Here is a 22,143-nt window from a genome sequence, read left to right on the forward strand (position 1 = left end):
AACCACGCCTCTCTTCACACCGTCAAGAATAGAATGCGCGTTCGAGCTTCGTTTTATGCAACGGGCTGCAACTAGTGATTATGATGCAGTCGTTTCCACTTGCGCCCATCGTTCGACGTTTCCGGGAAACGCTCGCCTTTATCCAAATGGACTTTCTGCGGATTCGTGACGCCCATATGGTACGAGTTCTCGCCGATCTCAATATACGTACCTTCGTTCGGTGCCCGGTCGCCAGGCCGGAATTCGGTCCATTCACCCATCGTTATCAGCCTCCAAAGCGAATAATGGTCAACGGCCCGCGGATGCGGAGCCGACGCTTAGTGTATGTATCGACGCGAGCGAACATAAGCGGGAGAAAGAGCCAGGCGCTCGAATGCATGGTTTCACTTGTCAACGGATAGGCGACTCTGGTATAGTGTTATGGTATGCGAGAAATTACTTGCGAGAAATTACTCGCTCCTTGCTCCCTCTCGAGGGGGCCGTTAGTCCAAAAGGAGGTGAATCGAAATGCGCAAATATGAAGTGATGTACATCATTCGTCCAGATGTGGAACAAGAAGCGGTACAAGCTTTGACCGACAAGTTCCAAGCAATCATCTCGAACGGCGGAGAAGTTACGAAGCACGACGTGCTGGGTAAGCGCCGCCTTGCGTATGAGATCAACAAGATTCGTGACGGTATCTATGTCCTCGTTCATTTCAACGCCACGCCGGCTGTTGTCGCTGAACTTGACCGCGTCATGAAGATTACGGATGAAGTTATCCGTTTCTTGGTTGTCAAAGACGTTGCTTAAGATGTCTAACTCACGCAAGGAATGTTCGATTGGAGGCGAAAGTCGATGTTGAACCGTGTTATTCTAATCGGCCGATTAACAAGAGATCCCGAAATGCGCTATACACCAGCAGGCGTTGCGGTAACGCAATTCACGCTGGCCGTAGACCGTCCGTTCCAAAGCGGCGGCGAGCGGGAAGCGGATTTCATACCCGTGGTAACATGGCGTCAGCTGGCTGAGCTGTGCGCGAATTATTTGCGTAAAGGCCGTCTTGCGGCGGTGGAAGGCCGTATTCAGGTACGGAACTACGAGAACAACGAAGGCAAGCGCGTCTACGTGACGGAAGTTATTGCCGATAACGTGCGTTTCTTGGAATCCAACCGCGAAGGTGGACAACGCGAAGAATCGGGCGGCTACGGCGGCGGAAACCAAGGCGGAGGCGGCGGCAACTATGGCGGAAGCCAAGGTGGCGGCGGTCAAAGCGGCGGTAGTGGCGGAGGTTCTTACGGCGGAGGCGGTGGCCGGTCCGGAGGTTCCGGAGGGTCATCACGGAACGACAGTCGTGATCCGTTCTCGGATGACGGACGTCCGATCGACATTTCCGAAGATGATTTGCCATTCTAACTGAAAGGACGGATACAGATGAGCTTCAAGCAAAGAGAAGGCGGCGACGAGCGTCCAGAGCGCAAGTTCGGCGGTCGCAAAGGCCGTAACAAGCGTCGTAAAGTATGCTTCTTCACGGCTAACAAAATCACGCACATCGACTATAAAGATACGGACCTGCTCCGTAAATTTATCAGCGAGCGCGGTAAAATTTTGCCTCGCCGTGTAACCGGAACAAGCGCGAAATACCAACGTCTGCTGACGATCGCTATCAAGCGTTCGCGTCAAGTGGCGCTGCTCCCTTACACAACGGAATAGTAGGACACGCGTACTTCGGTACGCTGGACGATATACCAGGAAACAGCCGACAGCGATGTCGGCTGTTTTTGTTTTGCTCGTATGCATGCCGAAAGACAGATGCGTGCGCTCGAAAGTAACCGCCGTTGTGCGGAGGAGGAGGAAAGGCGCGTTAACGCCGAGCTCATTAAAACAGCTGCGACTGCCGCTCGGCGAACTCTCCGATAACCGGCAGCTTGAACCAGCGCCCCTGCATGGCGAGCACCATCATGGCCACCCATAAGATGAAGCACAGCGGCGCGAAGAATATGCCAAGAATCCAGCCGATAAACGGGAGCAGGCCGAGCACAATATTGATGATCATCATGGCCGCGGCGACCATAATCGATTGCAGCGCATGAAATTTGACGAAGCGGCTTTGACGTTCAATGACCAAGAATAGCATGCCGGTGACGCAAAGGCCGAAGTAACAAAGCAATCCAACGAGCCGCGGATCGAGCCCGGTCGATGAGCGGTCAGGCATATATGGCTGCATAGACAAGGATCTCCTTCCCGATTATGTCCTAGTGTTACTTATTCGGCATTCAGGCAAACTATGCCCAGGTTGTACAGGTGGGGGCAAGGGGCGGAAATTCAGCGGAATCCAGGGAGCTTTATCCGTGGGACAAGAACGTTGTTAACGTAAGCTTTGTCTGTAAGACAAGAGCGTGCTACGCTCGAAAATACCCGCCGTCCGCTACATCACGGGTCAGCACGAAATGGGAGTCCATAGGGCAAAGCCCTTGGAGAGGGCAATGCTGTCAGGTTAAGGAAAAACGTCCGATGAAACTAGGGCCTATAGTTGATAGGCTTAAGTCTTAGGACGGACTTCTAAACCGACTGAAGCTTTGTCCGTCAGGACAAAAGCGTGCTCCGCTCAAACCCAATCGCCGACCGCGAACAAGTGCGCCAGCACGAAAAAGGGAGTCCAGAGGGCAAAGCCCTTTGGAGCCTCCTCGGCGGAGGGGGAAGGGGGAGTGGCTAATGTTACCATACTGTAACTTTCGGTCCGGCTGCGTCGTTTAAAATAAAGGTGGTTCGTTTATATAGATAAAGGGATAGGAGTAAACCATTCATGGCTACACAACCCCAACCAGAACGCAAATCACGCAAATGGAAGTGGATGGCCGCGGTGATGGCGTTCGTTCTTGTGACGGGCACCCTCGGCTATGTCAACCGGGCGACGTTGGCTTCCTGGGGATTCGACTTGTTCTTGGCCGATCAGGTGAAGAAGAAGCTCGATCAATCCTACAAGCCGCTCGAGGGCCGCGAGGTGAAGCGGGTCGCGCAGACGAAGAAGGAAGATCCGTTCACGCTGCTGCTGCTCGGCGTTGATCAGCGCGATCAGGAGATCGGCCGATCGGACACGATGATTTACACGGTCGTGCGTCCAAGCGACGGAGCGATGCTCATGATCTCGATCCCGCGCGATACGTACGCGATCATCGTCGGGAAGACGAAGAAGAACGGCGAACCGTGGGAAGACAAGATTACCCATGCCTACGCATTCGGCGGCCCGGCCATGTCGGTCGAAACCGTCGAGAAGTTGTTCGGCTCTCATGTGGATCATTACGCCACCATTAATTTCAATGGATTCCGCGATGTGATCGATGCCATGGGAGGCATTGCGCTGCCAATCACCGAAGATTTGGTCAACGACGACGCAGACCATGAGAAATTCGTGGTAAAAGCCGGGCAAGACAAGTACAACGGCAAGGACGCGCTCAACTATGTCCGTTATCGGGAGGATGCGGGCGGCGATATGAGCCGGACCGGCCGGCATCAGATTTTCTTGAACGCGATCATGGAGAAGGCCTCGAAAGTCGGGCAATGGACGAAAATTCCGGAACTTATCGATATTATGGGTCATAACTTCAGCACTGATTTAACCTCCACGCAGATGATCAATTTGGCCAAAAGCATGCTGCAGACCGAGACGCGCACGATTTATAGCCACACGCTAAAAGGAGACGGCCACCGGAAATCGAAAGGCGGCGCGTGGTACTACTTCGCGGACGAAACGGATCTGGATGCGGTTGGCGCATTGATCGAGGCCTGGCTGGACCCGAAGCTGACCAAGAGCCAGCTGCCGCTGCCGGAGGAATATGAGAAGAGCAAGGCTGCGAACACCGCGGCGACGACAATGACTGTGCGCTCGTCCGCGGTTTCGGAGGCCGCTGCGCCGTAAGCAGCTGGCACAAGGTGAAACGGCTATCCCCGTCTTTGAGGACGTAGCGCGTTTCATTCCGCGATATGAAATAGAGGATGATTTATAAGCGTACAACTAAATAAATTCCTATATTTCAAGAGAGCCGCGAGCGACACGCGCCAGGGGGTCAAAACTAGGGAGTAGGAGATCATCTGGATGAATATTGCATTTTTCTTATTACCGAAACAAGAAGTCGTCTGCCTCTCGACCGAAGCGACGCTGAGGCAAACGCTGGAGCGGATGGAGCATCACCGGTACACGTCGGTGCCGATTCTCGATCGCGACGGCTGCTACGCGGGCACCGTGACGGAAGGCGATCTATTATGGTATATGAAGAACAACCCGGAACTGACATTCGAACAGACGCACCGGGTGAAGCTATCCGATGTCCAGCTTCGGCTGGCGCACCGCGCGGTGCGCATCGACGCCAATATGGAAGACTTGGTGTCGCTGGCGAAGCTGCAGAACTTCGTCCCCGTGATCGACGACATGAACCGGTTCATCGGCATCGTGAGACGAAGCGACATTATCGACTACTGCGAGAAGCTGATCGTGAGCGGCGGGGCGGAGATGAAGGAGATCGCCGCCGGTTAAACGCGTTTGCGAATTGCGCAGCGACGTAGTACGATTAAGGAAACGGTTGGAAGCGTGGCAAACCAAAGCAATAGCAAAGGGCCGTCCTCCCAAGGGGACGGCCCTTCTACATGTAGGAGGCGTAGGGAATGAGCAGCAGGCAGGATCGAAACAAGCGGGGACGCGGGTCGATGCGGGGTATTATGGTGATCGCCATCGTCCTCGTGCTCGGATTCGCGGGCTATTTGGCTTACTCGATGACGCAAGAGGACTCGCAATCGCCGGGGAATACCGTGGAGCAAGGGTCCGGTAATGGCGGCACCGGCGGTAACGCGGAAGACGCCAATAATGGGCAAGCCGGCGGAACCAACGCTCCAGGCAGCGGGGGCGAGAATGCCGGCGAGGGTGAAGGCGAAGCGACGGACAAGCCGGAACAGACGCCGGCGGAGCTGTTGGAGGCGACCGTCACGGAGGCGGACTTGGCGAAGGAATATGATATCGTCATTACCGGCGGGCGCGTCATCAACCCGGAGACGAAGCTGGATCAGGAAGGACTCAATGTCGGCGTAACGGACGGCACGGTCGGCGTCGTGACGTCCAAGACGCTCAAGGGCAAGAAGACGATCGACGCCAAGGGACTGGTGGTCTCGCCGGGCTTCATCGATAACCTGTCGTACGACCCGAATCCGCTCGGCGTCTGGCAGAAGATCGGCGACGGCGTGACGAGCAATATCGCGATGCATGGCGGTACGTCGACGCCGAAGGCGTGGTATGCGCATTACGAGCGCGATATGCCGCCGGTTCACTTCGGCGCGTCCTATTTCTACACGCAAGCGCGGAATCAGTTCAAGTTGAGCCGCTACGACGCGGCCAAGCCCGAGCAGATCGCGAAGCTGCGCGAGCAGGCGGAAGAAGCGCTGAACAACGGGGCGCTCGGCATCTCGTTCAGTCTCGAATACGTGCCGGGCATCTCCGCGGAGGAGATTATCTCGCTTATGGAACTCGCCAACGAATACAATGTGCCGGTATACTTCCATGGCCGCTATTCCGACGCCGAGGCGCCGGGCACGGAGCTGGAAGGGACGCAGGAGCTGATCGACTACGGCGAGAAGACGGGCGCAGCGGTACATATCGACCATATCAACAGTACGGGCGGCACGTTCTCCATGCAGGAGGCGCTCGGCATGATCGAGAAGGCCCGTGCGGAAGGCTACGATATTACGGCATGCGTGTACCCGTATGATTATTGGGGGACGTACCTGAACTCCGCTCGCTTCGACGAAGGCTGGCAGGAGCGGTTCCGTATTTCTTACGACGATCTTCAGATCGCCGGCACGACGGAACGTCTGACGAAAGAGAGCTTCGCCAAGTATCAGAAGGAAGGCAAGCTGGCGGTTGCATACGCCATTCCGGCAGAAGCGGTCGTACAAGCGTTCCAGGCGCCGTTCGTCATGATCGGCAGCGACGCGATCCTGGAGCCGAGCAACAATAACCATCCGCGCGCGTCGGGCACGTTCGCGCGCACTCTCGGCATGTACGTACGCGATCAGAAGGTCATGTCGCTCATGGACGGCATCGCCAAGCTGTCTCTCATGCCGGCTCAGCGACTGGAGAAGCAGGCGCCGGCGCTTCGCAAGAAGGGCCGCATCGCGAAAGGCATGGACGCGGATATCGTCATTTTCAACCCGAATACGGTCACCGATAAATCGACGGTCGAGAATCCGGAGCTCATGTCGGCCGGCATCGACTACGTGCTCGTAGCGGGCCAGGTCGTGCTCGACCACGGCACGATGAACAAGAAGGTGCGGCTGGGCGAACCGCTGCGCAGCCAATTCCAGCGGGTCGGCGCGAATACGGCGGCCGGCACGCTGCAGTGGGAAGGCGCAAGCTATCCGGTGCTAAGCTATAATCAAGCCAGCTATGTGGACGTCGAGGCGCTCGCGGAACACGGGTATACGCTGACGTGGGACGAAGTGACCAAGACATTCGCCTTGGCGAAGGGCGAAGGCGGTCAGACGGCCGGCACGGCAGGCCAGATGCCGAAGAACGGCGAGCTGATGCTCGAACGCGGCTACCGCGTCGTATCGGGCGAAGCAAGCAGCGAGTTGCTGTCGATCGGCAAGCGCGAATTCGCGCCGGTGTCGTTCCTGACAACGCTCGGCCTTGCCGCCGAGAACGACGGCGATGCCTGGACGATCGAATAACGGCTAACCGACCCCGATAGCGCGCGGATCGGTCCCATAGGCAAAGCAAGAGACGCTCCCGGCAATGGGGGCGTTTTTGCATGGCGTCCATAAGGACCACGGCTCATTGGAGCGCGTGGCGATGTTGGGAATAGACCCGTTGCGTAGCAGCGCCGAAACGCCGGCCTCTTGCAAGGGTGTCGGCTTCATGTTTAGGCGAAGGCGCTTCCGGCAACGGGGGCGTCCTTCTGCCGCGAGTCTCGCAGCGCTTCTTCGCTGCTCACATCGGCAAGCCATGCGTCTTAGCTGGTCATGCGGGTAATAGACTAAAGCAAAGGCGGCCTAGACCGCTGGTTAGCGGCCCAACAGGCACCATTCTAGTTGCCTGATGTTTTATGTTATAATGAGGACTACAGTTTAGGCATACAACTTCATCCTGCAAGAGGTGAACGGGCTTGAGAACCGGCATGAAATCTTTGTTATGGAGCGCGCTCCTGCTGGCGCTGCTGCTCGCCGTCGCCGTTCCGCTGCTGAACGCGCTTGCGCTGGCCGTGATGTTGGTTCCCGCGGTTCTGTTGTATGCGACCTTATCGAAGCCCATGTTCGCCGTTCATATGGGGGCCGTATACGGCATCGCGCTGGCGATTATGGGCCCGCCCGCGCTTATCGTCGGGCTGTTCTTCGTGGTGCCGGCCATCGTGATGGGGCATCTGTACCGGAAGGGCGCTCCGGCGCGCAAAGTCGTCACCGCGACGTTGCTGACGCTTCTCGCGGAGCTGATGCTCGAACTGGTGCTGCTGGACCGGTTGTTCGATATGTCCTTGCTGACCGAGATCCGCGATCTCATTCTCCAGGCTACGGGCGATCTGGACGCGCAAGGGCTGCTGCCGGCAACGTGGGGCGCGGATATGACGGACGCGTTCATTCAGACGATGATTCATTCGATTCCGATGACGATGATCACGGTGGCGTTCCTGTATGCGGTCATTACGCACGCCATCGCACGGCCGCTGCTGCGCGCATCGGGAATCGAGGTTCCCGGCTTGCAGAAGGCGCGCGAATGGATGCTTCCGCGCCTTATGGTGTTTTATTATTTGATCGTGCTGTTCGCCGACATGGTCGTTCCCGATCAGGGCGATTCTTTTCTGACGGTGGCACTGCTGAACCTCGTACCGCTCATGCGGCTCGCGTTTACGATTCAAGCGATCGGGTTTTTCTTTTATGTGGCCCATCAACGGGGCTGGAGCAGAGTCGTGCCGATTCTGCTTGGAGCGCTCGTCGTGGCTTTTCCTCCGCTCAGCTTGATTGGGGTATTCGATGCCGCATTCCCCATCCGCGCAGCGTTCAAGAAACCGTAAGTACAGGGGCGAAGTGAAGATGCCGAAGTTTTTGATTAAACGCTGGCACGGGATGCACCATCTATGGGCATTCGTGCTCATGCTGCTGCTCACGGTCGCCGTGGCGTGGTACGAATGGAAGCTGGGCCTTGTCGGCTTGCTGCTGTCCGGCGCCGTGGGCGTCTACTCCTGGATGGCGGAGCGCGCGTTCCGGCGCGATCTGAAGACCTATCTGGGCACGCTCTCGTACCGGGTGAAGAAAGCCGGCAGCGAGGTTATCAGCGAATTGCCGTTCGGCATTATCCTCTACAACGAGGAGAAGACGGTCGAATGGCACAACTCGTTCGTGACGCACATGCTGGAGCGGGACTCGGTCGTCGGCGAGTCGCTTACCGACCTGTTCCCGATGCTGGCGCAGGCCAAGGACAAGGAAGGCACCGTGGAAGCGGTCATCGGCCAAGAAGTGTACGAGCTGATGTTCCGCTTCGAGGAACGGCTGCTGTATGTCCGCAATATTACGCAGCGCTGGGAGTTGGCCAGACGCTACGAGGACGAGAAGCTGGCGATCGGCATCGTCATGATGGATAATCTGGAGGAAGTGACGCAGGGGATGGATGACCAGCAGCGTAGCCAACTCCTCTCCAAGGTCACGGCCGAGATTACGGAATGGTCGCAGAAATTCCAGGTGTATCTGAAGCGTCTGACGAGCGATCGGTATCTCGTGATTACCGACCAACGGACGCTGAAACAGCTCGAGCTGTCCCGGTTCGTGCTGCTCGACGAAGTGCGCGAGATGACCGCCGATCAGAAAATCCCGATGACGCTCAGCATCGGCTTCGCCGCCGGCGCGGAGACGATCGTCGAGCTGGGGCAGTGGGCGCAGACGAGCCTGGATATCGCGCTCGGCCGCGGCGGCGACCAGGCAGCGGTGAAGGTCGGACAGCGGCAGACGTTCTACGGCGGCAAGTCCAACGCGGTGGAGAAACGCACCCGCGTCCGCGCGCGCGTCGTGGCCCACGCCCTGCGCGACCTCATCAAGGAATGCGACAACATCGTCATCATGGGGCACAAAATGCCGGACATGGACGCGATCGGCGCCGCCATCGGCGTGCTGAAAGCCGCGCAGCTCTTCCATAAGGATGCCCACATCGTGCTGGAAGGGATCAATCCGGCCATCCAGAAGATGATGGAGAATTTGAAGGAAGACGAGAAGCTGTTCAAGCGGTTCGTCTCGCCTGAACAAGCGCTCGGCCTGATCGAAGCGGGCACGCTCGTCGTCGTCGTCGACACGCATAAGGCGTCGATGGTGAAGGAGCCGAAGCTGCTGCAGCAGGCGGGCAAAATCGTCGTCATCGACCATCACCGCCGCGGCGAGGAGTTTATCAACAACGCCATTCTCGTCTACATGGAGCCGTACGCATCCTCTACGTGCGAGCTGGTCACGGAGCTGCTGCAATACATCCATGACCGCGTCGTGCTCGACGTGCGCGAGTCGACGGCGCTGCTGGCGGGCATTACGGTGGACACGAAGAGCTTCTCGCTTCGCACCGGCTCCCGCACGTTCGAGGCGGCCTCGTTCCTGCGCCGCAGCGGCGCGGATACGACGATGATCCAGAAGATGCTCAAGGAAGACCTGGCCGAATACATCAAGAAGGCGGAGATGATCAAACATGCCGAGATTCTGTATGAGCATGTGGCGATCGCCGTCACGGAGCCAGGGCGCAAATATTCGCAGCTGCTGATCGCGCAGTCCGCGGACACGCTGCTGAACATGACCGACGTGCTGGCCTCGTTCGTCATTGGCGAGCGTCAGGACGGCCTGATCGGAGTCAGCGCCCGGTCGCTCGGTCATATGAACGTCCAGATCGTCATGGAACGGATGGGCGGCGGCGGTCATCTGACCAACGCGGCCGCGCAGCTGGAAGGCTCCGTCTCCGAGGTGGCCCACAAATTAAAGCAGGTGCTTCGCGATATTGAAGAGGAAGAGGGGTTATTCGAATGAAAGTAATCTTTTTGCAAGACGTCAAAGGGCAGGGCAAGAAAGGCGAAGTAAAGGAAGTATCGGAAGGTTACGTGCGCAATTTCTTGCTGCCGAAAGGGCTCGTCAAAGCCGCATCGGATGGCAACCTGAAAACGCTGGATATCCAGAAGGCAGCCGAAGTGAAGCGCAAGGAGAAGGAAAAAGAAGACGCGCAGGCGTTCGCCGCGAAGCTCGAGGCGATCACGGTCGTCGTCAAGACGAAGTCCGGCGCGGACGGCCGCCTGTTCGGCTCCGTCACGAGCAAGCAGATCGCCGAAGCGCTTGAGAAGCAAGGTCACAAGATCGACAAGCGCAAAATCGAGCTGGATGAGCCGATTCGCGCGCTTGGCTACACGAACGTGCCGGTCAAATTGCATCCGGAAGTCAAAGCAACGCTTAAAGTGCAGACGGTTGAAGAATAATACTACAGTGGGTAAAGGAGACAAGCGAAAACAATGAGCGATGAACAGCTGATGTTTGACCGTGTACCCCCGCAGAATACAGAAGCCGAGCAGGCGGTCCTTGGTGCCGTCCTGATCCAAGCCGAGTCGCTCGTCACGGCGATGGAGCGGCTGCGCAGCGAAGACTTCTACACGCCGTCTCACCAGTTGATTTATGAAGCCATGGTCGAGCTGGGGGAAGCGAATCAGCCGATTGACCTTGTCACATTAACCGCCCATCTGCAAGGCAAACAGCAGCTTGAAGAGGTCGGCGGCGTGAGCTATTTGGCGAAGCTCGCGGGCGCGGTTCCGACCGCGGCCAACGTGGACTACTATGCGCAGATCGTCGAAGAGAAGTCCCTATTGCGGCGCCTGATCCGCACGGCGACCCAGATCGTATCCAATGGTTACGCGGCCGCCGAAGACGTCGGCATCATGCTGAACGAAGCGGAGCAGCGCATTCTCGAGCTGTCCAACCGACGTTCGAGCAGCGGGTTCGTCTCCATCCGCGATGTGTTGATGGAAGCGTTCGAGCGCGTAGAAATTCTGTATTCGAATAAAGGCACTTCGACGGGCATTCCCTCGGGGTTCGTGGATTTGGATAAAATGACGGCCGGTTTCCAACGAAACGACTTGATTATCGTGGCGGCCCGTCCTTCCGTAGGCAAAACCGCCTTCGCGCTCAATATCGCCCAGAACGTCGGGGTGCGCGCGAAGGAAACGGTCGCGATCTTCTCGCTCGAGATGTCGGCCGTGCAGCTCGTCAACCGGATGATCTGCGCGGAATCGAACGTCGATGCGGGACGTCTGCGGACCGGCTACCTGGAAGGGGATGACTGGGAGAAGCTGACGATGGCGATCAGCGCCTTGTCCGAAGCGCAAATCTACATCGACGACACGCCCGGCATTACGGTAGCCGATATCCGCGCCAAGTGCCGCCGCCTGAAGAAAGAGCGCGGTCTCGGCATGATTCTGATCGATTACCTCCAGCTGATCCAGGGCCGAGGCAAAGCCGGCGAGAACCGGCAGCAGGAAGTATCGGAGATCTCCCGTACGCTGAAGCAGATCGCGCGCGAACTCGAAGTGCCGGTCATCGCGCTGTCGCAGCTCTCCCGCGGCGTCGAGCAGCGGCAGGACAAGCGTCCGATGATGTCCGACCTTCGGGAATCCGGATCGATCGAGCAGGATGCCGACATCGTCGCGTTCTTGTACCGGGACGACTACTACGACAAGGAATCCGAGAAGAAAAACATCATCGAGATCATCATCGCCAAGCAGCGTAACGGCCCGGTTGGCACCGTGGAGCTGGCGTTCCTCAAGAGCTTCAACAAATTCGTCAGTTTGGACCGGACGCACCAAGAGCCCGGACAAGCCTCGTAAACCGCACTTATTCGTTTTTCATATGTCATATTTCCGAACGATTGTATGGAACCCCATGCAATCGTTCGTTTTTTGTTGACTTTGATTTTTAACATTGCTACACTAAGACTGCTGCCTTTTGCGACCGGCAGTAATTTTCGGTGTGTGCAAATACATCGAGTGGGGGTATGAGCATGTCAACGGTAGTTGTTGTCGGAACACAATGGGGAGACGAGGGCAAAGGCAAGATCACCGACTTTCTCGCAGAGGGCGCCGACGTCGTAGCCCGTTATCAAGGCGGTAACAACGCGGGCCACACGATTATGATTGGCAACAAGAAGTACAAGCTGACCATGGTGCCATCGGGTATTTTCAATCAGGATAAAACATGCGTCATCGGCAACGGGATGGTTATCAACCCGCAAGCGCTGATCGACGAAATTAACTATATACATGAGAACGGCTTCAAGACGGACAACCTGCGCATCAGCGACCGCGCGCACATCATCATGCCGTATCATCTGGTGCTCGACGGGCTGGAAGAAGAGCGCAAGGGCGACAACAAGATCGGCACGACGCGCAAGGGCATCGGCCCGTGCTACATGGATAAAGCGGCGCGCAACGGCATCCGCATGGCGGACTTGCTGGATGCGGAAGAGTTCGAATCGAAGCTTCGCCGCCTCGTCGTGGAGAAGAACCAAGTAATCTCGCAAGTGTACGGCAGCGACGGCCTCGACGTAGAGAGCATTCTGACCGAATACATCGGCTATGCAGAAGTGCTGCGTCCGTACGTCACGGATACGTCCGTCGTGTTGAACGATGCGATCGACTCGGGCCAGAAGGTGCTGTTCGAAGGCGCGCAAGGCGTCATGCTGGACATTGACCAGGGTACATATCCGTATGTCACGTCGTCGAACCCGTCGGCTGGCGGCGTGTGCATCGGCTCCGGCGTTGGACCGTCGAAGATTCAAGAGGTTGTCGGCGTGGCGAAAGCCTACACGACGCGCGTCGGCGACGGCCCGTTCCCGACCGAGCTGTCGAACCAGACGGGCGACTGGATTCGCGAGCGCGGCCATGAGTACGGCACGGTCACGGGTCGTCCGCGCCGCGTCGGCTGGTTCGACACGGTCGTCGTCCGCCATGCACGCCGCGTCAGCGGCATTACGGGCTTGTCCCTGAACTCCTTGGACGTCTTGTCCGGCCTCGAGACGGTTAAGATCTGCACGCACTACATGCTGCGCGGCGAAGTCATCGAGCACTATCCGGCGAGCCTGAAGCTGATCTCCGAGTGCGAAGCGGTGTACGAGGAGCTGCCGGGCTGGAGCGAGGACATCTCGAACGCGAAGACGTTGGCCGACCTGCCGGAGAACACGCGCCGTTACGTCGAGCGCGTATCCGAACTGACCGGCATTCCGATCTCGATCTTCTCCGTCGGCCGCAACCGCGAGCAGACGAACCAGATTCGTCCGATCTATAAATAAGCCGCGAGTCCTGCCCGTTCGGCTAGATGGCGGAAGCCCCGATCCCTTCAAGGGATTGGGGCTTTTTTGACGTTCGGCCGCCGCAAAACCAACCGTTTACACACCCAATTCGCCCCTTACGATCAAGTATATTTTACCAGTCTTGGTGAATGGTTCCGCAGCAGCGTGCCCATACTAGGAAGTAGGAAACAGGCAGGTATCCGGCTTGATAGGCGGGTGCGCAAGCGGAAAGGTGAGGAAACATGATTCTGAAAATGGTCAGTTGGCTGGGAAAAACGGTGGCGGCGGGATTAATTATTAGCTTCTTGTCAATCTGGACGACGGGCTATGTCGTCAATAGTTATGTGGAGACGCTGCTCAAGCAATTCAACATCCCGCTCGAAATGAAGCCGATCGCGATGGACGGCGTATGGGGCGCCCTGTGGGGGGCGGACCCGGAGGTCAAGTCGGATGCCGGCGCGTTGGCCGCGGAAGCGGGGCAAGACGAAGGTGGCACGGCGGATGAAGGCGGTCCGGCGAAAGACGGCGAGAAGGATGCGTCGGCCTCCACGCGGACGGAAGCGAGCAGCGGATCCGGCGAATCGGAAGAAGCGAACGGCTCCCGTACGGCAGCTGCGGAAGGCGAAGGAAGCGAAGGCGATCAAGGCGGCGAGGCAAGCGGCGAACCGCTCGCGGTGGATGCGTACGGCGAGCTGCCGGACGGCATCGTCACCGATGTCGGGGGCGGAACGGGAACGAAGGCGAACAGCGGCGCGACATCGGAGGAAGACGGCACGGCGTTGGACGATGCCCGGGAGGGCGGCGTCGCGATGACGACGGAAGAGATGAGCGAAGCAAAGAACCGGATCAGCGCCGAGGATAAGAACGAGCTGTTCGACGTCATGATGAAAAAACTGCCGCAGGAAGCGTGGCAGAGCATCTCGACGATGATGGAAAACGGGCTGACGGAACAGGAAATGACGGACGTGGAGCAGTTGTTCGCCCAACATCTGAATCGGGAAGAATACGACCGGATGACCGAAATTCTGAGCAAATATTAATGTTTCGTAACCCGCCGTTTGGTTGATCGCCCTTTTAAGCGTATGATACAGTAGACAACGGAGCCAATCGATGTAGATTTATGTCGAAATCGAGCAAAAGAATGTACCCGTACACGAAAAGGAGACGATCATGTCTGTTTTTAACGAACCGGATCGGATCCGAAAGGGATGGAATTCTCTCCGGCAATCCTTTCGGCGCGCCCGATCTCATACATCCAGCAGCATAGAGCACGAAGAAGGCACGAACAAAGGCAAACGCATTTTACATAGAAAACCGTTCATGTTGGCGGGGGGCGCGCTCGCCTTCCTGCTGATCGCCGGATTCAGCGGCGCGGAATATATGAAAGCCAATACGGTGGATTATTACGATGTGTACCGGAACGGAAGCTTGGTCGGGTCCGTCGCGACTCGGGAGCAGGTCGAGGCGCTCGTGGCGGAGCAGAAGAAAGCTATCGCGGCGGCGAATCCCGATGTCACGATGGAGCTCGACACCGGGACGATCACGTACAAGGCGCAGAGCGCCTACAAGGCGGCTCCGGATACGGACGGCACGCTGGACAAGCTGGCGGATCTGTTCGACTCGCATGCCATGGGCGTGGAGCTGAAGGTAGACGGCAAGGTCATCGCGGTCGTGAAGGACCAAGCGACGGCGGACAAGATCCTCGCCAGCGTCAAGAACCGCTATGCGCCTCAGGCCCCGCAAGCCAAGACGGCGGTGACCGCGCTCGCGTATACCGGAACGTCCAAGACGGCTTCGGCCACGCCATCCACGGTCGTGAAGTCCGTGAAGATCGTGGAGAGCGTCAGCACGGCGGCGGCGAGCGTCGATCCGAGCGCGATCGCCGATGCGGGCGAGGTTTACACGAAGATGATCAAGGGCAGCGTCAAGCCGACGAAATACACGGTGCAGGCCGGCGATTGCGTCGGATGCATCGCGGAGAAGTTCGACATTTCGCCGCAGGTCATTTATGAGAACAACAAATGGATTAAAGACGATATGATCAAGATCGGAGACGTGCTGGACCTGACGGTGCTGCAGCCCGAAGTGACGGTGCAGACGGTGGAGCATGTCACGGAGACGGAATCGATCGAACCGATCACGGTCATTCAGAAGAATAGCAACATGCGCGCCGGCGAATCGAAGGTCGTGCGCGAAGGCAAAGCCGGCAAGAAGAAAGTGGTTTATCAACTGACGAAGCAGAACGGTTACTTGATGAACGAGGAGCTGCTCGGCGAACAGGTGTTGGAGCCCTCCGTCCCCGCCATTGTCATGAAAGGGACGAAGGTCATACTCGGCGAAGGAACGGGCAGGTTCGCTTGGCCGGTAAGCGGCGCCAAATTGACCAGCAGTTACGGTACGAGATGGGGAAGGCTGCACAAGGGGATCGACTTGATCGGGAACAAGACGATTTTGGCCGCGGACAGCGGGGTCGTCTCATTCGCCGGTTACAAGAACGGCCTTGGCAACGCGGTTATTATTAACCATAAAAACGGATATGAAACCATCTACGGCCATTTGAGCAAAGTTACCGTCGAGAAAGGCCAAGTCGTCGAACAAGGAGACAAGCTCGGCATTATGGGCAACACCGGCCATTCGTTCGGGACGCATCTGCATTTCGAGATTCACAAGGACGGCAAGGTCCAGAATCCGATCAAATATTTATAATTCTTACTCGGCGCTGCCGTGGCCTGAACGGGCCATGGCGGCGCTTTTTTACGTAGGCCGGGAGAAAGCGCGGGCGGACGGAGAATATTTTCCGGAATGCGGCTTACATGAGGGAACTTTCATTGGGACAACCCCGGTACCTATGATAGAATAGACGAGTGGCCAAGCGGCATGAATGCTGGGTTTGGCAAGCAAAATGACAAGCAATGCGACAGGCGGTGGCGTTAGTTGCACGGTAAAATTTTGGTCGTCGATGACGAACAGCCGATTGCGGATATTTTAAAGTTCAATTTGGAGAAGGAAGGCTATCAGGTCATCTGCGCGTTCGATGGCGGCGAGGCGGTCAAGCTCGCGTTCGAAGAGCGGCCGGACCTGATTTTGCTTGATTTGATGCTGCCCGTGAAGGATGGCATGGACGTGTGCCGCGAAGTGCGCGCGCGTCTGCAGACGCCGATCATCATGCTGACCGCCAAGGACACGGAACTCGACAAGGTGCTGGGCCTTGAGCTAGGCGCGGACGATTACGTCACGAAGCCGTTCAGCACGCGCGAGCTTCTCGCCCGGGTGAAGGCGCATCTGCGCCGGCAGAAGAACGAGCAGGGCGCAAGCGGACAGGCGGCCGCGGCGGGTACGGCGCAAGCGCAGGCGGAGGAGAAGCAAGGGCTTTCCCTATTCAACTTGTTTATCGATACGGATATGTACGTGGTGTATAAGGACAACGAACCGCTCGATCTGACGCATCGCGAATACGAGCTGGTGTATTATCTGGCCCGCAACAGCGGCAAAGTGATGACGCGCGAGCATCTGCTCCAGGCGGTATGGGGCTTCGAATACTTCGGCGACGTGCGCACGGTGGACGTGACGATCCGCCGGCTGCGGGAGAAGATCGAGGATGATCCGAGCCGTCCGGAATACATTATGACGCGCCGTGGCCTCGGGTATATGATGCGCAATCCGAAGTCCGGAGGCTTCGGAGCCGGATGAACGGCGTTCGATTTTTTCGATCCATTCAGGTCAAGCTGATCATTATCTACGTGCTGCTCATTCTGATCGCGATGCAGCTGATCGGCGTTTATTTCATCAGCACGATGAAGACGTCGCTGACGTCGAATTTCACGACGAACATGAACAACCAGGCGGACGTACTCGCGGGCTTCGCGGCCGAGAAGCTGAACGCCCGGACCGAGAAGCCGGGGGAGGACGAACAAGCGGGGGAGGACGACCTCAGCTCGCTCGTGCGCAACCTGTTCAGCATCAACGAAGCGGAGATCCAGCTGATCGACGCGAGCGGCAAGGTGCTGGCCACGTCGCTGTCGATTCATCAGGAATACGTCGGCAAGAAGAATACGGCGCTCGCGGTCAGCCGCGCCCTGCAGGGCATCCGGGACAACGAGGAAGAGATTATCGACGAGGACAACGTCCGCAAGAAGATCATCGCCAAGCCCGTTCTGTACGAGAGCAAAATCGTCGGCGCCGTCTACATGGTCGCTTCGATGAAGGAGCTCTACGCGACGGTGAACCGGATCAACCGGATTTTCATGTCGGGCATGCTCATCGCGCTCGGCCTGACCGGGGTGCTCGGCATTCTGCTGGCGCATACGATCACGAGTCCGATCAAAGGGCTGACCCGCCAGGCGGCCGCGGTCGCGGAAGGGCGGTTCGACCGTCAGGTTCCGGTGCATGGCGACGACGAGATCGGCCGGCTTAGCGAAGTGTTCAACAACATGACGATGCGGCTGCGCGAAGCGCTCGAGACGAACGAGGAAGAGAAGGAGAAGCTCGCCTCGATTCTCGCCAACATGAGCGACGGCGTCGTCGCGACGGACGAACAGGGCGTCGTCATGATCGCCAACCGGCGCGCGCGGGAGATGCTGCAGAGCGACTGCCAAGAGCGTCCGCTGTCCGAGTTGTTCGATATGGACGACCGGTATCTGCAGGCAATGCTGGGCGGCGGCGGCGAGTCGTCGACCGTCATTCACCGCCAGCATCCGGACGAGGAGCTCGACGAGGTGATGCGCGTGACCTTCACCCCGATTCATCGCCGGGACAAAGGCATATCCGGCGCGATCGCCGTCCTGCAGGACGTGACGGAGCAGGAGAAGCTGGAGCAATCCCGCCGCGAGTTCGTCGCGAACGTCTCGCACGAGCTGCGGACGCCGCTGACGACGATCAAGAGTTACGCGGAAGCGCTGGACGACGGGGCGATGGATGACCGCGAGCTCGCCCAGCGGTTCGTCTCCGTGATCCGGAACGAGACCGAGCGGATGATCCGGCTGGTCACCGACCTGCTGCATTTATCGCGCCTCGATTCCAACCAAGCTCCGCTGCGCCGCCAGTCGACGAGCGTACCGGAGATGCTGGAGGAAGTGGCCGACCGGTTCTCGTTCCAGATGCGCAAGAAATCGATCCGCTCGACCGTTCGCGTCGAGGACGGCATCAAGCACGTGCTGCTGGACCGGGATCAGATCGACCAGGTGCTAGACAATCTCGTCTCCAACGCGATCAAATATACGCTCGACGGCGGCCGGATCGAGATCGTCGCGAGCAAGCCGGACCCTGGTTCCATCGCGATTCGGGTGAAGGACACCGGCATCGGCATCTCGCGCAAAGATTTAAGCCGCATCTTCGACCGGTTCTACCGGGTGGACAAGGCGCGCTCCCGCAATATGGGCGGCACGGGTCTGGGGCTCTCTATTGCCCGGGAAATCGTCAAGGCGCACGGCGGCACGATCGCCCTCGATTCGGAACCGAACGAAGGCACGACCGTAACCGTCACGCTGCCCGCCCTCCATGAGGGAGGTGCGGCGTCATGATGGAGAAGATCAAGACGGTGCTGCTCGTTTTCCTGGTCGCGCTCAGTCTGCTGCAGAGCTATTGGCTGGCATACAGCATGCCGGGCATCGGGGTGACGGTCAGCCAGAAGCAGGATTACGTGAAAGCCGATCTGAAGAGCGACGAGGAGAAACTGGAAAATTTGATTTTCCCCGAGGATATGGTGCTGCACTTCGGCAGCAACCAGCACACGCTGCTCTACCCGGAGACCAACTTCTACGACCTGATCTTCGATCGGGTAAGAGGAAGGGAGTTCAAGGACTTCCAACGCGATGCGCGTTATGCCGTCGATTGGGACGAAGTGCGCGCCCAGAGCATCGGCGTCGAGCTGCGCTTCGGCACGGGCGTGCCGGTCGAGCTTTTGTCCAAGGTGTTGAAGCTGTCGGAGGGCGACTCGATCTTCCAGAACGACTCGATCTCGAATATATGGATTTTCAAAAGTCCGGCGCGCGAGGAAGTAAGCACGTACTTCTTCAGCACGGACGGCACGACCGTCTACGAGTCCGTGCGCGCGGACTTGACGGTGCGCGACGTGCAGAACTACGTGGGCTTCGGCCAATATTGGACGCCTTATCAATATGTCGCGCCGAATCTGTACTTGGCGAAGGAGCCGCTGCAGGCGGTCGAAGCGGTCGTTGGCTTCAGTACGTACACGCCGGAGCAGATGCAGCATAACCTGTTCTCCGATCCGAGCGCCACGCGGGCGATCAACGACGAGAACGACGTGCAGACGTATACCGACCACAAGCGCGGTCTTCAGGTGGAGCAAGGCGGCCGGTGGATCCGGTATACCGATCCGGCGCCGGCGCAAGATTCCGTCGCCGAGCGGGTGAGCGAGAACGTCTACGCTTCCATCCAGTTCATTAACGAGCATGGAGGCTGGGACGGAAGACACCGGTTCATCGAGCCCGGCATGGCGGGCGGCGAACAGATGATTCGTTATCAGCAATATTACGGGGCGTTCCCGGTACTCTCCAAGAAGCCGTTCCTGTACGGGGAGATGCTGCTTCGCATGCAGCAGGGGGTCGTCACGGAATACGAACGCTCGATCGCGACGATGGCCGATACCGAAGACCGCAAAGAAGTGCGCTGGCTGCCGGGCGGGAGCCTGCTCAGTCAGACGCTGGCCGGCTATAGCCGGCGGGGCGAGGTGGAAGCGATATTCCCGGCGGTCGAGGTCGAATTGGTCGAGGGACGCACGGAAGCCGATGCGGACAAGCTCCGGGTGACCCCGATATGGGCTGTCCGTCTGCGCGACGGTTCGCAGGAGAAGCTGCTGTCCGCCGTGGCGGGCAGTCGCAAGCCGGCGGCCGGCGAACCGGGCGGGGCGGATAAGGATAATCCGGGGGCGCTGCCCGGCGGGCTATCGCTCGGCGGAACGGCGGGAAGTCTGGGCGCCGTCGGCGTGCAGCTATCGACCGGCGCCAGCCTGCCGGATATGCGGAGGTAACGGCGGATGGATTGGAGACGCGCGAAAAGCGTATTGATATTGGCGTTCCTGCTGCTGAACGTGGCGCTCGGCTATCAGTTGTGGTCGAGCTATGGGGAAGGGTTCAGCGCGAGCGCGGACGTGAACGATCTGCCGCCGGAGACGCTGGCCGTCATCCAGGAGAAGCGAATCTCCGTGCAGGCGAACATTCCGGCGGAGACGCCGGAGCTGCGGGATTTGACGTACCGGGCGGAGGCGCCGCTCGGCAGCGGAGAACGCACGATGCTGAAGAAACCGGTCGCGAGCAAGGCCGTCTACAACGAGCAGGAGCTGAGACAGGCGCTGGGCGGCGAGATCCCGGGCCTGGCGCAGTACCAGTTCGATCAGTCGGTCAGCCGCGACGGCGTGGACGGCGTGTTCGTGCTGTACCGGATGATCGACGGGCGGCCGATGTTCGACGTGAAGCTGGAGCTGTTCTACAGCAATCAGCGCATCGTCGCCTATCGTCAGGACCGCATCGAGCTGCTGCCCGCCGAACAGTCGCAGAAGCAGGAAGTGCTGCCGGCCACGAAGGCGGCGGCGAGCCTGATCGACCGCAACTATTTGCCGGTGGGCGCCGTCATTAAAGAGATCAAGCTGGGCTATCACCATGGCCAGATTTTCGACTCGCAGACCCAGGTATCCGCGCCTTCGTGGCGGGTGCTGCTGGAGGACGGCACGGCGTATTACGTCTACGCGATCAGCGGCGAAGTTGTAACGGGCAAAGAAGAAGGACAGTAGACAACAAGGCGCCTTATGCAACCAGGGAGAGGGAAAGGACAGGTTAAACGAGCTATGGGGATGCGGTTTACCGTACTGTCGAGCGGATCGACGGGCAACGCGACCATCGTGCAGAGCGATGAGGCGGCGGTGCTTGTGGACGTCGGAATGAGTGTAAAAAAAATGGAGGAGCTTATGCGGGAGCGGGGCATCGCGGGCCATCACTTGGACGCGATTCTCGTTACCCACGAGCACTCTGACCATATTAAGGGCTTGGGGGCGTTCGCCCGCAAGTTCAACCTGCCGATCTTCGCGAACGAGGCGACGTGGGCTGCGCTGGAGCGCCATGTCGGCAAAATCGAGCCGGAGAAGCGGGTCATCATGCAGACGGGGGAAACGCTGACGTTCGGCGATCTGCGGACGACCTCGTACGCGATCTCGCATGACGCCGCGGAGCCGGTCGGCTACGTGTTCGAGGACGAGGACGTCAAGCTGAGCCTGGCGACCGACCTCGGTTACGTGAGCGACAAAGTGCGCAAGATGATCGAAGATTCCGACGTGCTCGTGCTCGAGTCGAACCACGACGTGGATATGCTCCGCATGGGGCATTACCCGTGGAGCACGAAGCGACGGATCTTGAGCGACGTCGGCCATCTCTCGAACGAGGCGGCCGGCGAGGCGCTCTGTTATTTGATGACGGACCGGACGAAGCGGGTGTATCTGGCGCATCTCAGTCTGGACCATAATTTGATGGACTTGGCGAAGCTTACCGTTAATAATGTATTAGAAGGCAATGGGCATTTCTTCCGCGCGGACGAATACCCGCTGCGGGAGACGTATCACGACCGGCCTACGCCATGGGACGAAGTGAGGCGGAAACAAGCGTATCTAGCTCTAGGTCGAGTGCAGCGGCTTTAAGCGCGATTTCCTCGCGGGTGAGGAGTCCTTTCTCGATGAGGAGTTCCGTCATCGCGCCGAGGCTGAGCAGCAGGCGGTAGTGATCCTCTTTCAAATCGGCCAGTTTGGCGGCCAGATGGACGTGTTCCATCGCAGTGGATGATTGACGCGGTTTCATCAATATCGCTCCTTTGGTTATGCGGCAACG

Annotated in this window: 21 protein-coding genes; 18 read left to right on the top strand and 3 right to left on the bottom strand. The window is 58.5% G+C overall.

Annotated features, from left to right (window positions below; translation table 11 throughout):
• Positions 1-71: 71 nt before the first annotated feature.
• Positions 72-260 (bottom strand): YjzC family protein, encoded by a 189-nt coding sequence (locus BCM02_RS11765; protein WP_148929298.1) that lies wholly within the window; start codon positions 258-260, stop codon positions 72-74.
• Between the two features lie 247 nt (positions 261-507).
• On the opposite strand from BCM02_RS11765, the gene rpsF reads away from it, so the two are divergent.
• From rpsF to rpsR, 3 genes are read left to right on the top strand one after another with little or no spacing between them, the layout of a single operon-like run.
• Positions 508-792, top strand: coding sequence for a 30S ribosomal protein S6 (gene rpsF, locus BCM02_RS11770; RefSeq protein WP_148929299.1), 285 nt, complete (start codon positions 508-510; stop codon positions 790-792).
• A 45-nt stretch (positions 793-837) separates the two neighbouring features.
• Entirely contained in the window at positions 838-1,395 is a 558-nt protein-coding gene (gene ssb / locus BCM02_RS11775; RefSeq protein ID WP_148929300.1) for a single-stranded DNA-binding protein, read from the top strand.
• Between the two features lie 18 nt (positions 1,396-1,413).
• The gene (rpsR, locus tag BCM02_RS11780; protein ID WP_148929301.1) at positions 1,414-1,692 is read left to right on the top strand and encodes a 30S ribosomal protein S18; all 279 of its coding nucleotides are present in this window, start codon (positions 1,414-1,416) and stop codon (positions 1,690-1,692) included.
• Between the two features lie 166 nt (positions 1,693-1,858).
• Here rpsR and BCM02_RS11785 read toward each other — a convergent pair whose 3' ends face one another.
• Positions 1,859-2,206 carry a DUF4870 domain-containing protein gene (locus BCM02_RS11785; protein ID WP_148929302.1) on the bottom strand — a complete coding sequence of 116 codons (348 nt, stop codon included), beginning with the start codon at positions 2,204-2,206 and terminating at the stop codon, positions 1,859-1,861.
• Between the two features lie 579 nt (positions 2,207-2,785).
• Between BCM02_RS11785 and BCM02_RS11790 the strand changes: the two genes are divergently transcribed.
• From BCM02_RS11790 to BCM02_RS11860, 15 genes are all read left to right on the top strand, one after another.
• Entirely contained in the window at positions 2,786-3,898 is a 1,113-nt protein-coding gene (locus BCM02_RS11790) for an LCP family protein (RefSeq protein ID WP_148929303.1), read from the top strand.
• 177 nt (positions 3,899-4,075) lie between these two features.
• Positions 4,076-4,513, top strand: coding sequence for a CBS domain-containing protein (locus tag BCM02_RS11795; protein ID WP_148929304.1), 438 nt, complete (start codon positions 4,076-4,078; stop codon positions 4,511-4,513).
• Positions 4,514-4,641: 128 nt separating this feature from the next.
• Positions 4,642-6,696, top strand: a complete 2,055-nt coding sequence (locus tag BCM02_RS11800) for an amidohydrolase family protein (RefSeq protein ID WP_246183342.1) — start codon at positions 4,642-4,644, stop codon at positions 6,694-6,696.
• A gap of 434 nt (positions 6,697-7,130) precedes the next feature.
• Positions 7,131-8,033, top strand: coding sequence for a DUF2232 domain-containing protein (locus tag BCM02_RS11805; RefSeq protein WP_148929305.1), 903 nt, complete (start codon positions 7,131-7,133; stop codon positions 8,031-8,033).
• Between the two features lie 19 nt (positions 8,034-8,052).
• The gene (locus tag BCM02_RS11810) at positions 8,053-10,014 is read left to right on the top strand and encodes a DHH family phosphoesterase (RefSeq protein WP_148929306.1); all 1,962 of its coding nucleotides are present in this window, start codon (positions 8,053-8,055) and stop codon (positions 10,012-10,014) included.
• Positions 10,011-10,454 carry a 50S ribosomal protein L9 gene (rplI, locus tag BCM02_RS11815; RefSeq protein WP_148929307.1) on the top strand — a complete coding sequence of 148 codons (444 nt, stop codon included), beginning with the start codon at positions 10,011-10,013 and terminating at the stop codon, positions 10,452-10,454. The genes BCM02_RS11810 and rplI overlap by 4 nt, the downstream gene beginning before the upstream one ends.
• A gap of 33 nt (positions 10,455-10,487) precedes the next feature.
• Positions 10,488-11,852 carry a replicative DNA helicase gene (gene dnaB / locus BCM02_RS11820; RefSeq protein ID WP_148929308.1) on the top strand — a complete coding sequence of 455 codons (1,365 nt, stop codon included), beginning with the start codon at positions 10,488-10,490 and terminating at the stop codon, positions 11,850-11,852.
• 173 nt (positions 11,853-12,025) lie between these two features.
• Positions 12,026-13,312, top strand: coding sequence for an adenylosuccinate synthase (locus BCM02_RS11825; protein WP_148929309.1), 1,287 nt, complete (start codon positions 12,026-12,028; stop codon positions 13,310-13,312).
• Positions 13,313-13,554: 242 nt separating this feature from the next.
• Positions 13,555-14,352 carry a hypothetical protein gene (locus BCM02_RS11830; RefSeq protein ID WP_148929310.1) on the top strand — a complete coding sequence of 266 codons (798 nt, stop codon included), beginning with the start codon at positions 13,555-13,557 and terminating at the stop codon, positions 14,350-14,352.
• A 130-nt stretch (positions 14,353-14,482) separates the two neighbouring features.
• Complete coding sequence (locus tag BCM02_RS11835; RefSeq protein WP_148929311.1) at positions 14,483-16,018, top strand: M23 family metallopeptidase; 1,536 nt, start codon at positions 14,483-14,485, stop codon at positions 16,016-16,018.
• A 228-nt stretch (positions 16,019-16,246) separates the two neighbouring features.
• On the top strand, positions 16,247-17,002 hold the full coding sequence (gene yycF, locus BCM02_RS11840; RefSeq protein ID WP_148929312.1) for a response regulator YycF: 756 nt from the start codon (positions 16,247-16,249) through the stop codon (positions 17,000-17,002).
• The gene (gene walK / locus BCM02_RS11845) at positions 16,999-18,831 is read left to right on the top strand and encodes a cell wall metabolism sensor histidine kinase WalK (protein ID WP_148929313.1); all 1,833 of its coding nucleotides are present in this window, start codon (positions 16,999-17,001) and stop codon (positions 18,829-18,831) included. Before yycF ends, walK begins: the two co-directional genes overlap by 4 nt.
• Positions 18,828-20,300: a YycH family regulatory protein gene (locus tag BCM02_RS11850; protein WP_148929314.1), complete on the top strand. Its 1,473-nt coding sequence runs from the start codon at positions 18,828-18,830 to the stop codon at positions 20,298-20,300. The genes walK and BCM02_RS11850 overlap by 4 nt, the downstream gene beginning before the upstream one ends.
• Positions 20,301-20,306: 6 nt before the next feature.
• Complete coding sequence (gene yycI / locus BCM02_RS11855; protein WP_148929315.1) at positions 20,307-21,059, top strand: two-component system regulatory protein YycI; 753 nt, start codon at positions 20,307-20,309, stop codon at positions 21,057-21,059.
• 54 nt (positions 21,060-21,113) lie between these two features.
• Positions 21,114-21,956 (top strand): MBL fold metallo-hydrolase, encoded by an 843-nt coding sequence (locus BCM02_RS11860; RefSeq protein ID WP_148929316.1) that lies wholly within the window; start codon positions 21,114-21,116, stop codon positions 21,954-21,956.
• On the opposite strand, the gene BCM02_RS11865 is transcribed toward BCM02_RS11860, so the two are convergent.
• Complete coding sequence (locus BCM02_RS11865) at positions 21,889-22,113, bottom strand: hypothetical protein (RefSeq protein WP_148929317.1); 225 nt, start codon at positions 22,111-22,113, stop codon at positions 21,889-21,891. The genes BCM02_RS11860 and BCM02_RS11865 overlap by 68 nt on opposite strands.
• Between the last annotated feature and the right edge of the window lie 30 nt (positions 22,114-22,143).

The organism is Paenibacillus methanolicus (genome assembly GCF_008124765.1).
Lineage (GTDB): Bacteria > Bacillota > Bacilli > Paenibacillales > Paenibacillaceae > Paenibacillus_Z > Paenibacillus_Z methanolicus.

What these genes read in the sequence shown, in the direction of transcription:
- BCM02_RS11765 (WP_148929298.1), bottom strand. Translation starts at nt 260, where the DNA reads ATGGGTGAATGGACCGAATTCCGGCCTGGCGACCGGGCACCGAACGAA.
- rpsF (WP_148929299.1), top strand. Translation starts at nt 508, where the DNA reads ATGCGCAAATATGAAGTGATGTACATCATTCGTCCAGATGTGGAACAA.
- ssb (WP_148929300.1), top strand. Translation starts at nt 838, where the DNA reads ATGTTGAACCGTGTTATTCTAATCGGCCGATTAACAAGAGATCCCGAA.
- rpsR (WP_148929301.1), top strand. Translation starts at nt 1,414, where the DNA reads ATGAGCTTCAAGCAAAGAGAAGGCGGCGACGAGCGTCCAGAGCGCAAG.
- BCM02_RS11785 (WP_148929302.1), bottom strand. Translation starts at nt 2,206, where the DNA reads ATGCAGCCATATATGCCTGACCGCTCATCGACCGGGCTCGATCCGCGG.
- BCM02_RS11790 (WP_148929303.1), top strand. Translation starts at nt 2,786, where the DNA reads ATGGCTACACAACCCCAACCAGAACGCAAATCACGCAAATGGAAGTGG.
- BCM02_RS11795 (WP_148929304.1), top strand. Translation starts at nt 4,076, where the DNA reads ATGAATATTGCATTTTTCTTATTACCGAAACAAGAAGTCGTCTGCCTC.
- BCM02_RS11800 (WP_246183342.1), top strand. Translation starts at nt 4,642, where the DNA reads ATGAGCAGCAGGCAGGATCGAAACAAGCGGGGACGCGGGTCGATGCGG.
- BCM02_RS11810 (WP_148929306.1), top strand. Translation starts at nt 8,053, where the DNA reads ATGCCGAAGTTTTTGATTAAACGCTGGCACGGGATGCACCATCTATGG.
- rplI (WP_148929307.1), top strand. Translation starts at nt 10,011, where the DNA reads ATGAAAGTAATCTTTTTGCAAGACGTCAAAGGGCAGGGCAAGAAAGGC.
- dnaB (WP_148929308.1), top strand. Translation starts at nt 10,488, where the DNA reads ATGAGCGATGAACAGCTGATGTTTGACCGTGTACCCCCGCAGAATACA.
- BCM02_RS11825 (WP_148929309.1), top strand. Translation starts at nt 12,026, where the DNA reads ATGTCAACGGTAGTTGTTGTCGGAACACAATGGGGAGACGAGGGCAAA.
- BCM02_RS11830 (WP_148929310.1), top strand. Translation starts at nt 13,555, where the DNA reads ATGATTCTGAAAATGGTCAGTTGGCTGGGAAAAACGGTGGCGGCGGGA.
- BCM02_RS11835 (WP_148929311.1), top strand. Translation starts at nt 14,483, where the DNA reads ATGTCTGTTTTTAACGAACCGGATCGGATCCGAAAGGGATGGAATTCT.
- walK (WP_148929313.1), top strand. Translation starts at nt 16,999, where the DNA reads ATGAACGGCGTTCGATTTTTTCGATCCATTCAGGTCAAGCTGATCATT.
- BCM02_RS11850 (WP_148929314.1), top strand. Translation starts at nt 18,828, where the DNA reads ATGATGGAGAAGATCAAGACGGTGCTGCTCGTTTTCCTGGTCGCGCTC.
- yycI (WP_148929315.1), top strand. Translation starts at nt 20,307, where the DNA reads ATGGATTGGAGACGCGCGAAAAGCGTATTGATATTGGCGTTCCTGCTG.
- BCM02_RS11860 (WP_148929316.1), top strand. Translation starts at nt 21,114, where the DNA reads ATGGGGATGCGGTTTACCGTACTGTCGAGCGGATCGACGGGCAACGCG.
- BCM02_RS11865 (WP_148929317.1), bottom strand. Translation starts at nt 22,113, where the DNA reads ATGAAACCGCGTCAATCATCCACTGCGATGGAACACGTCCATCTGGCC.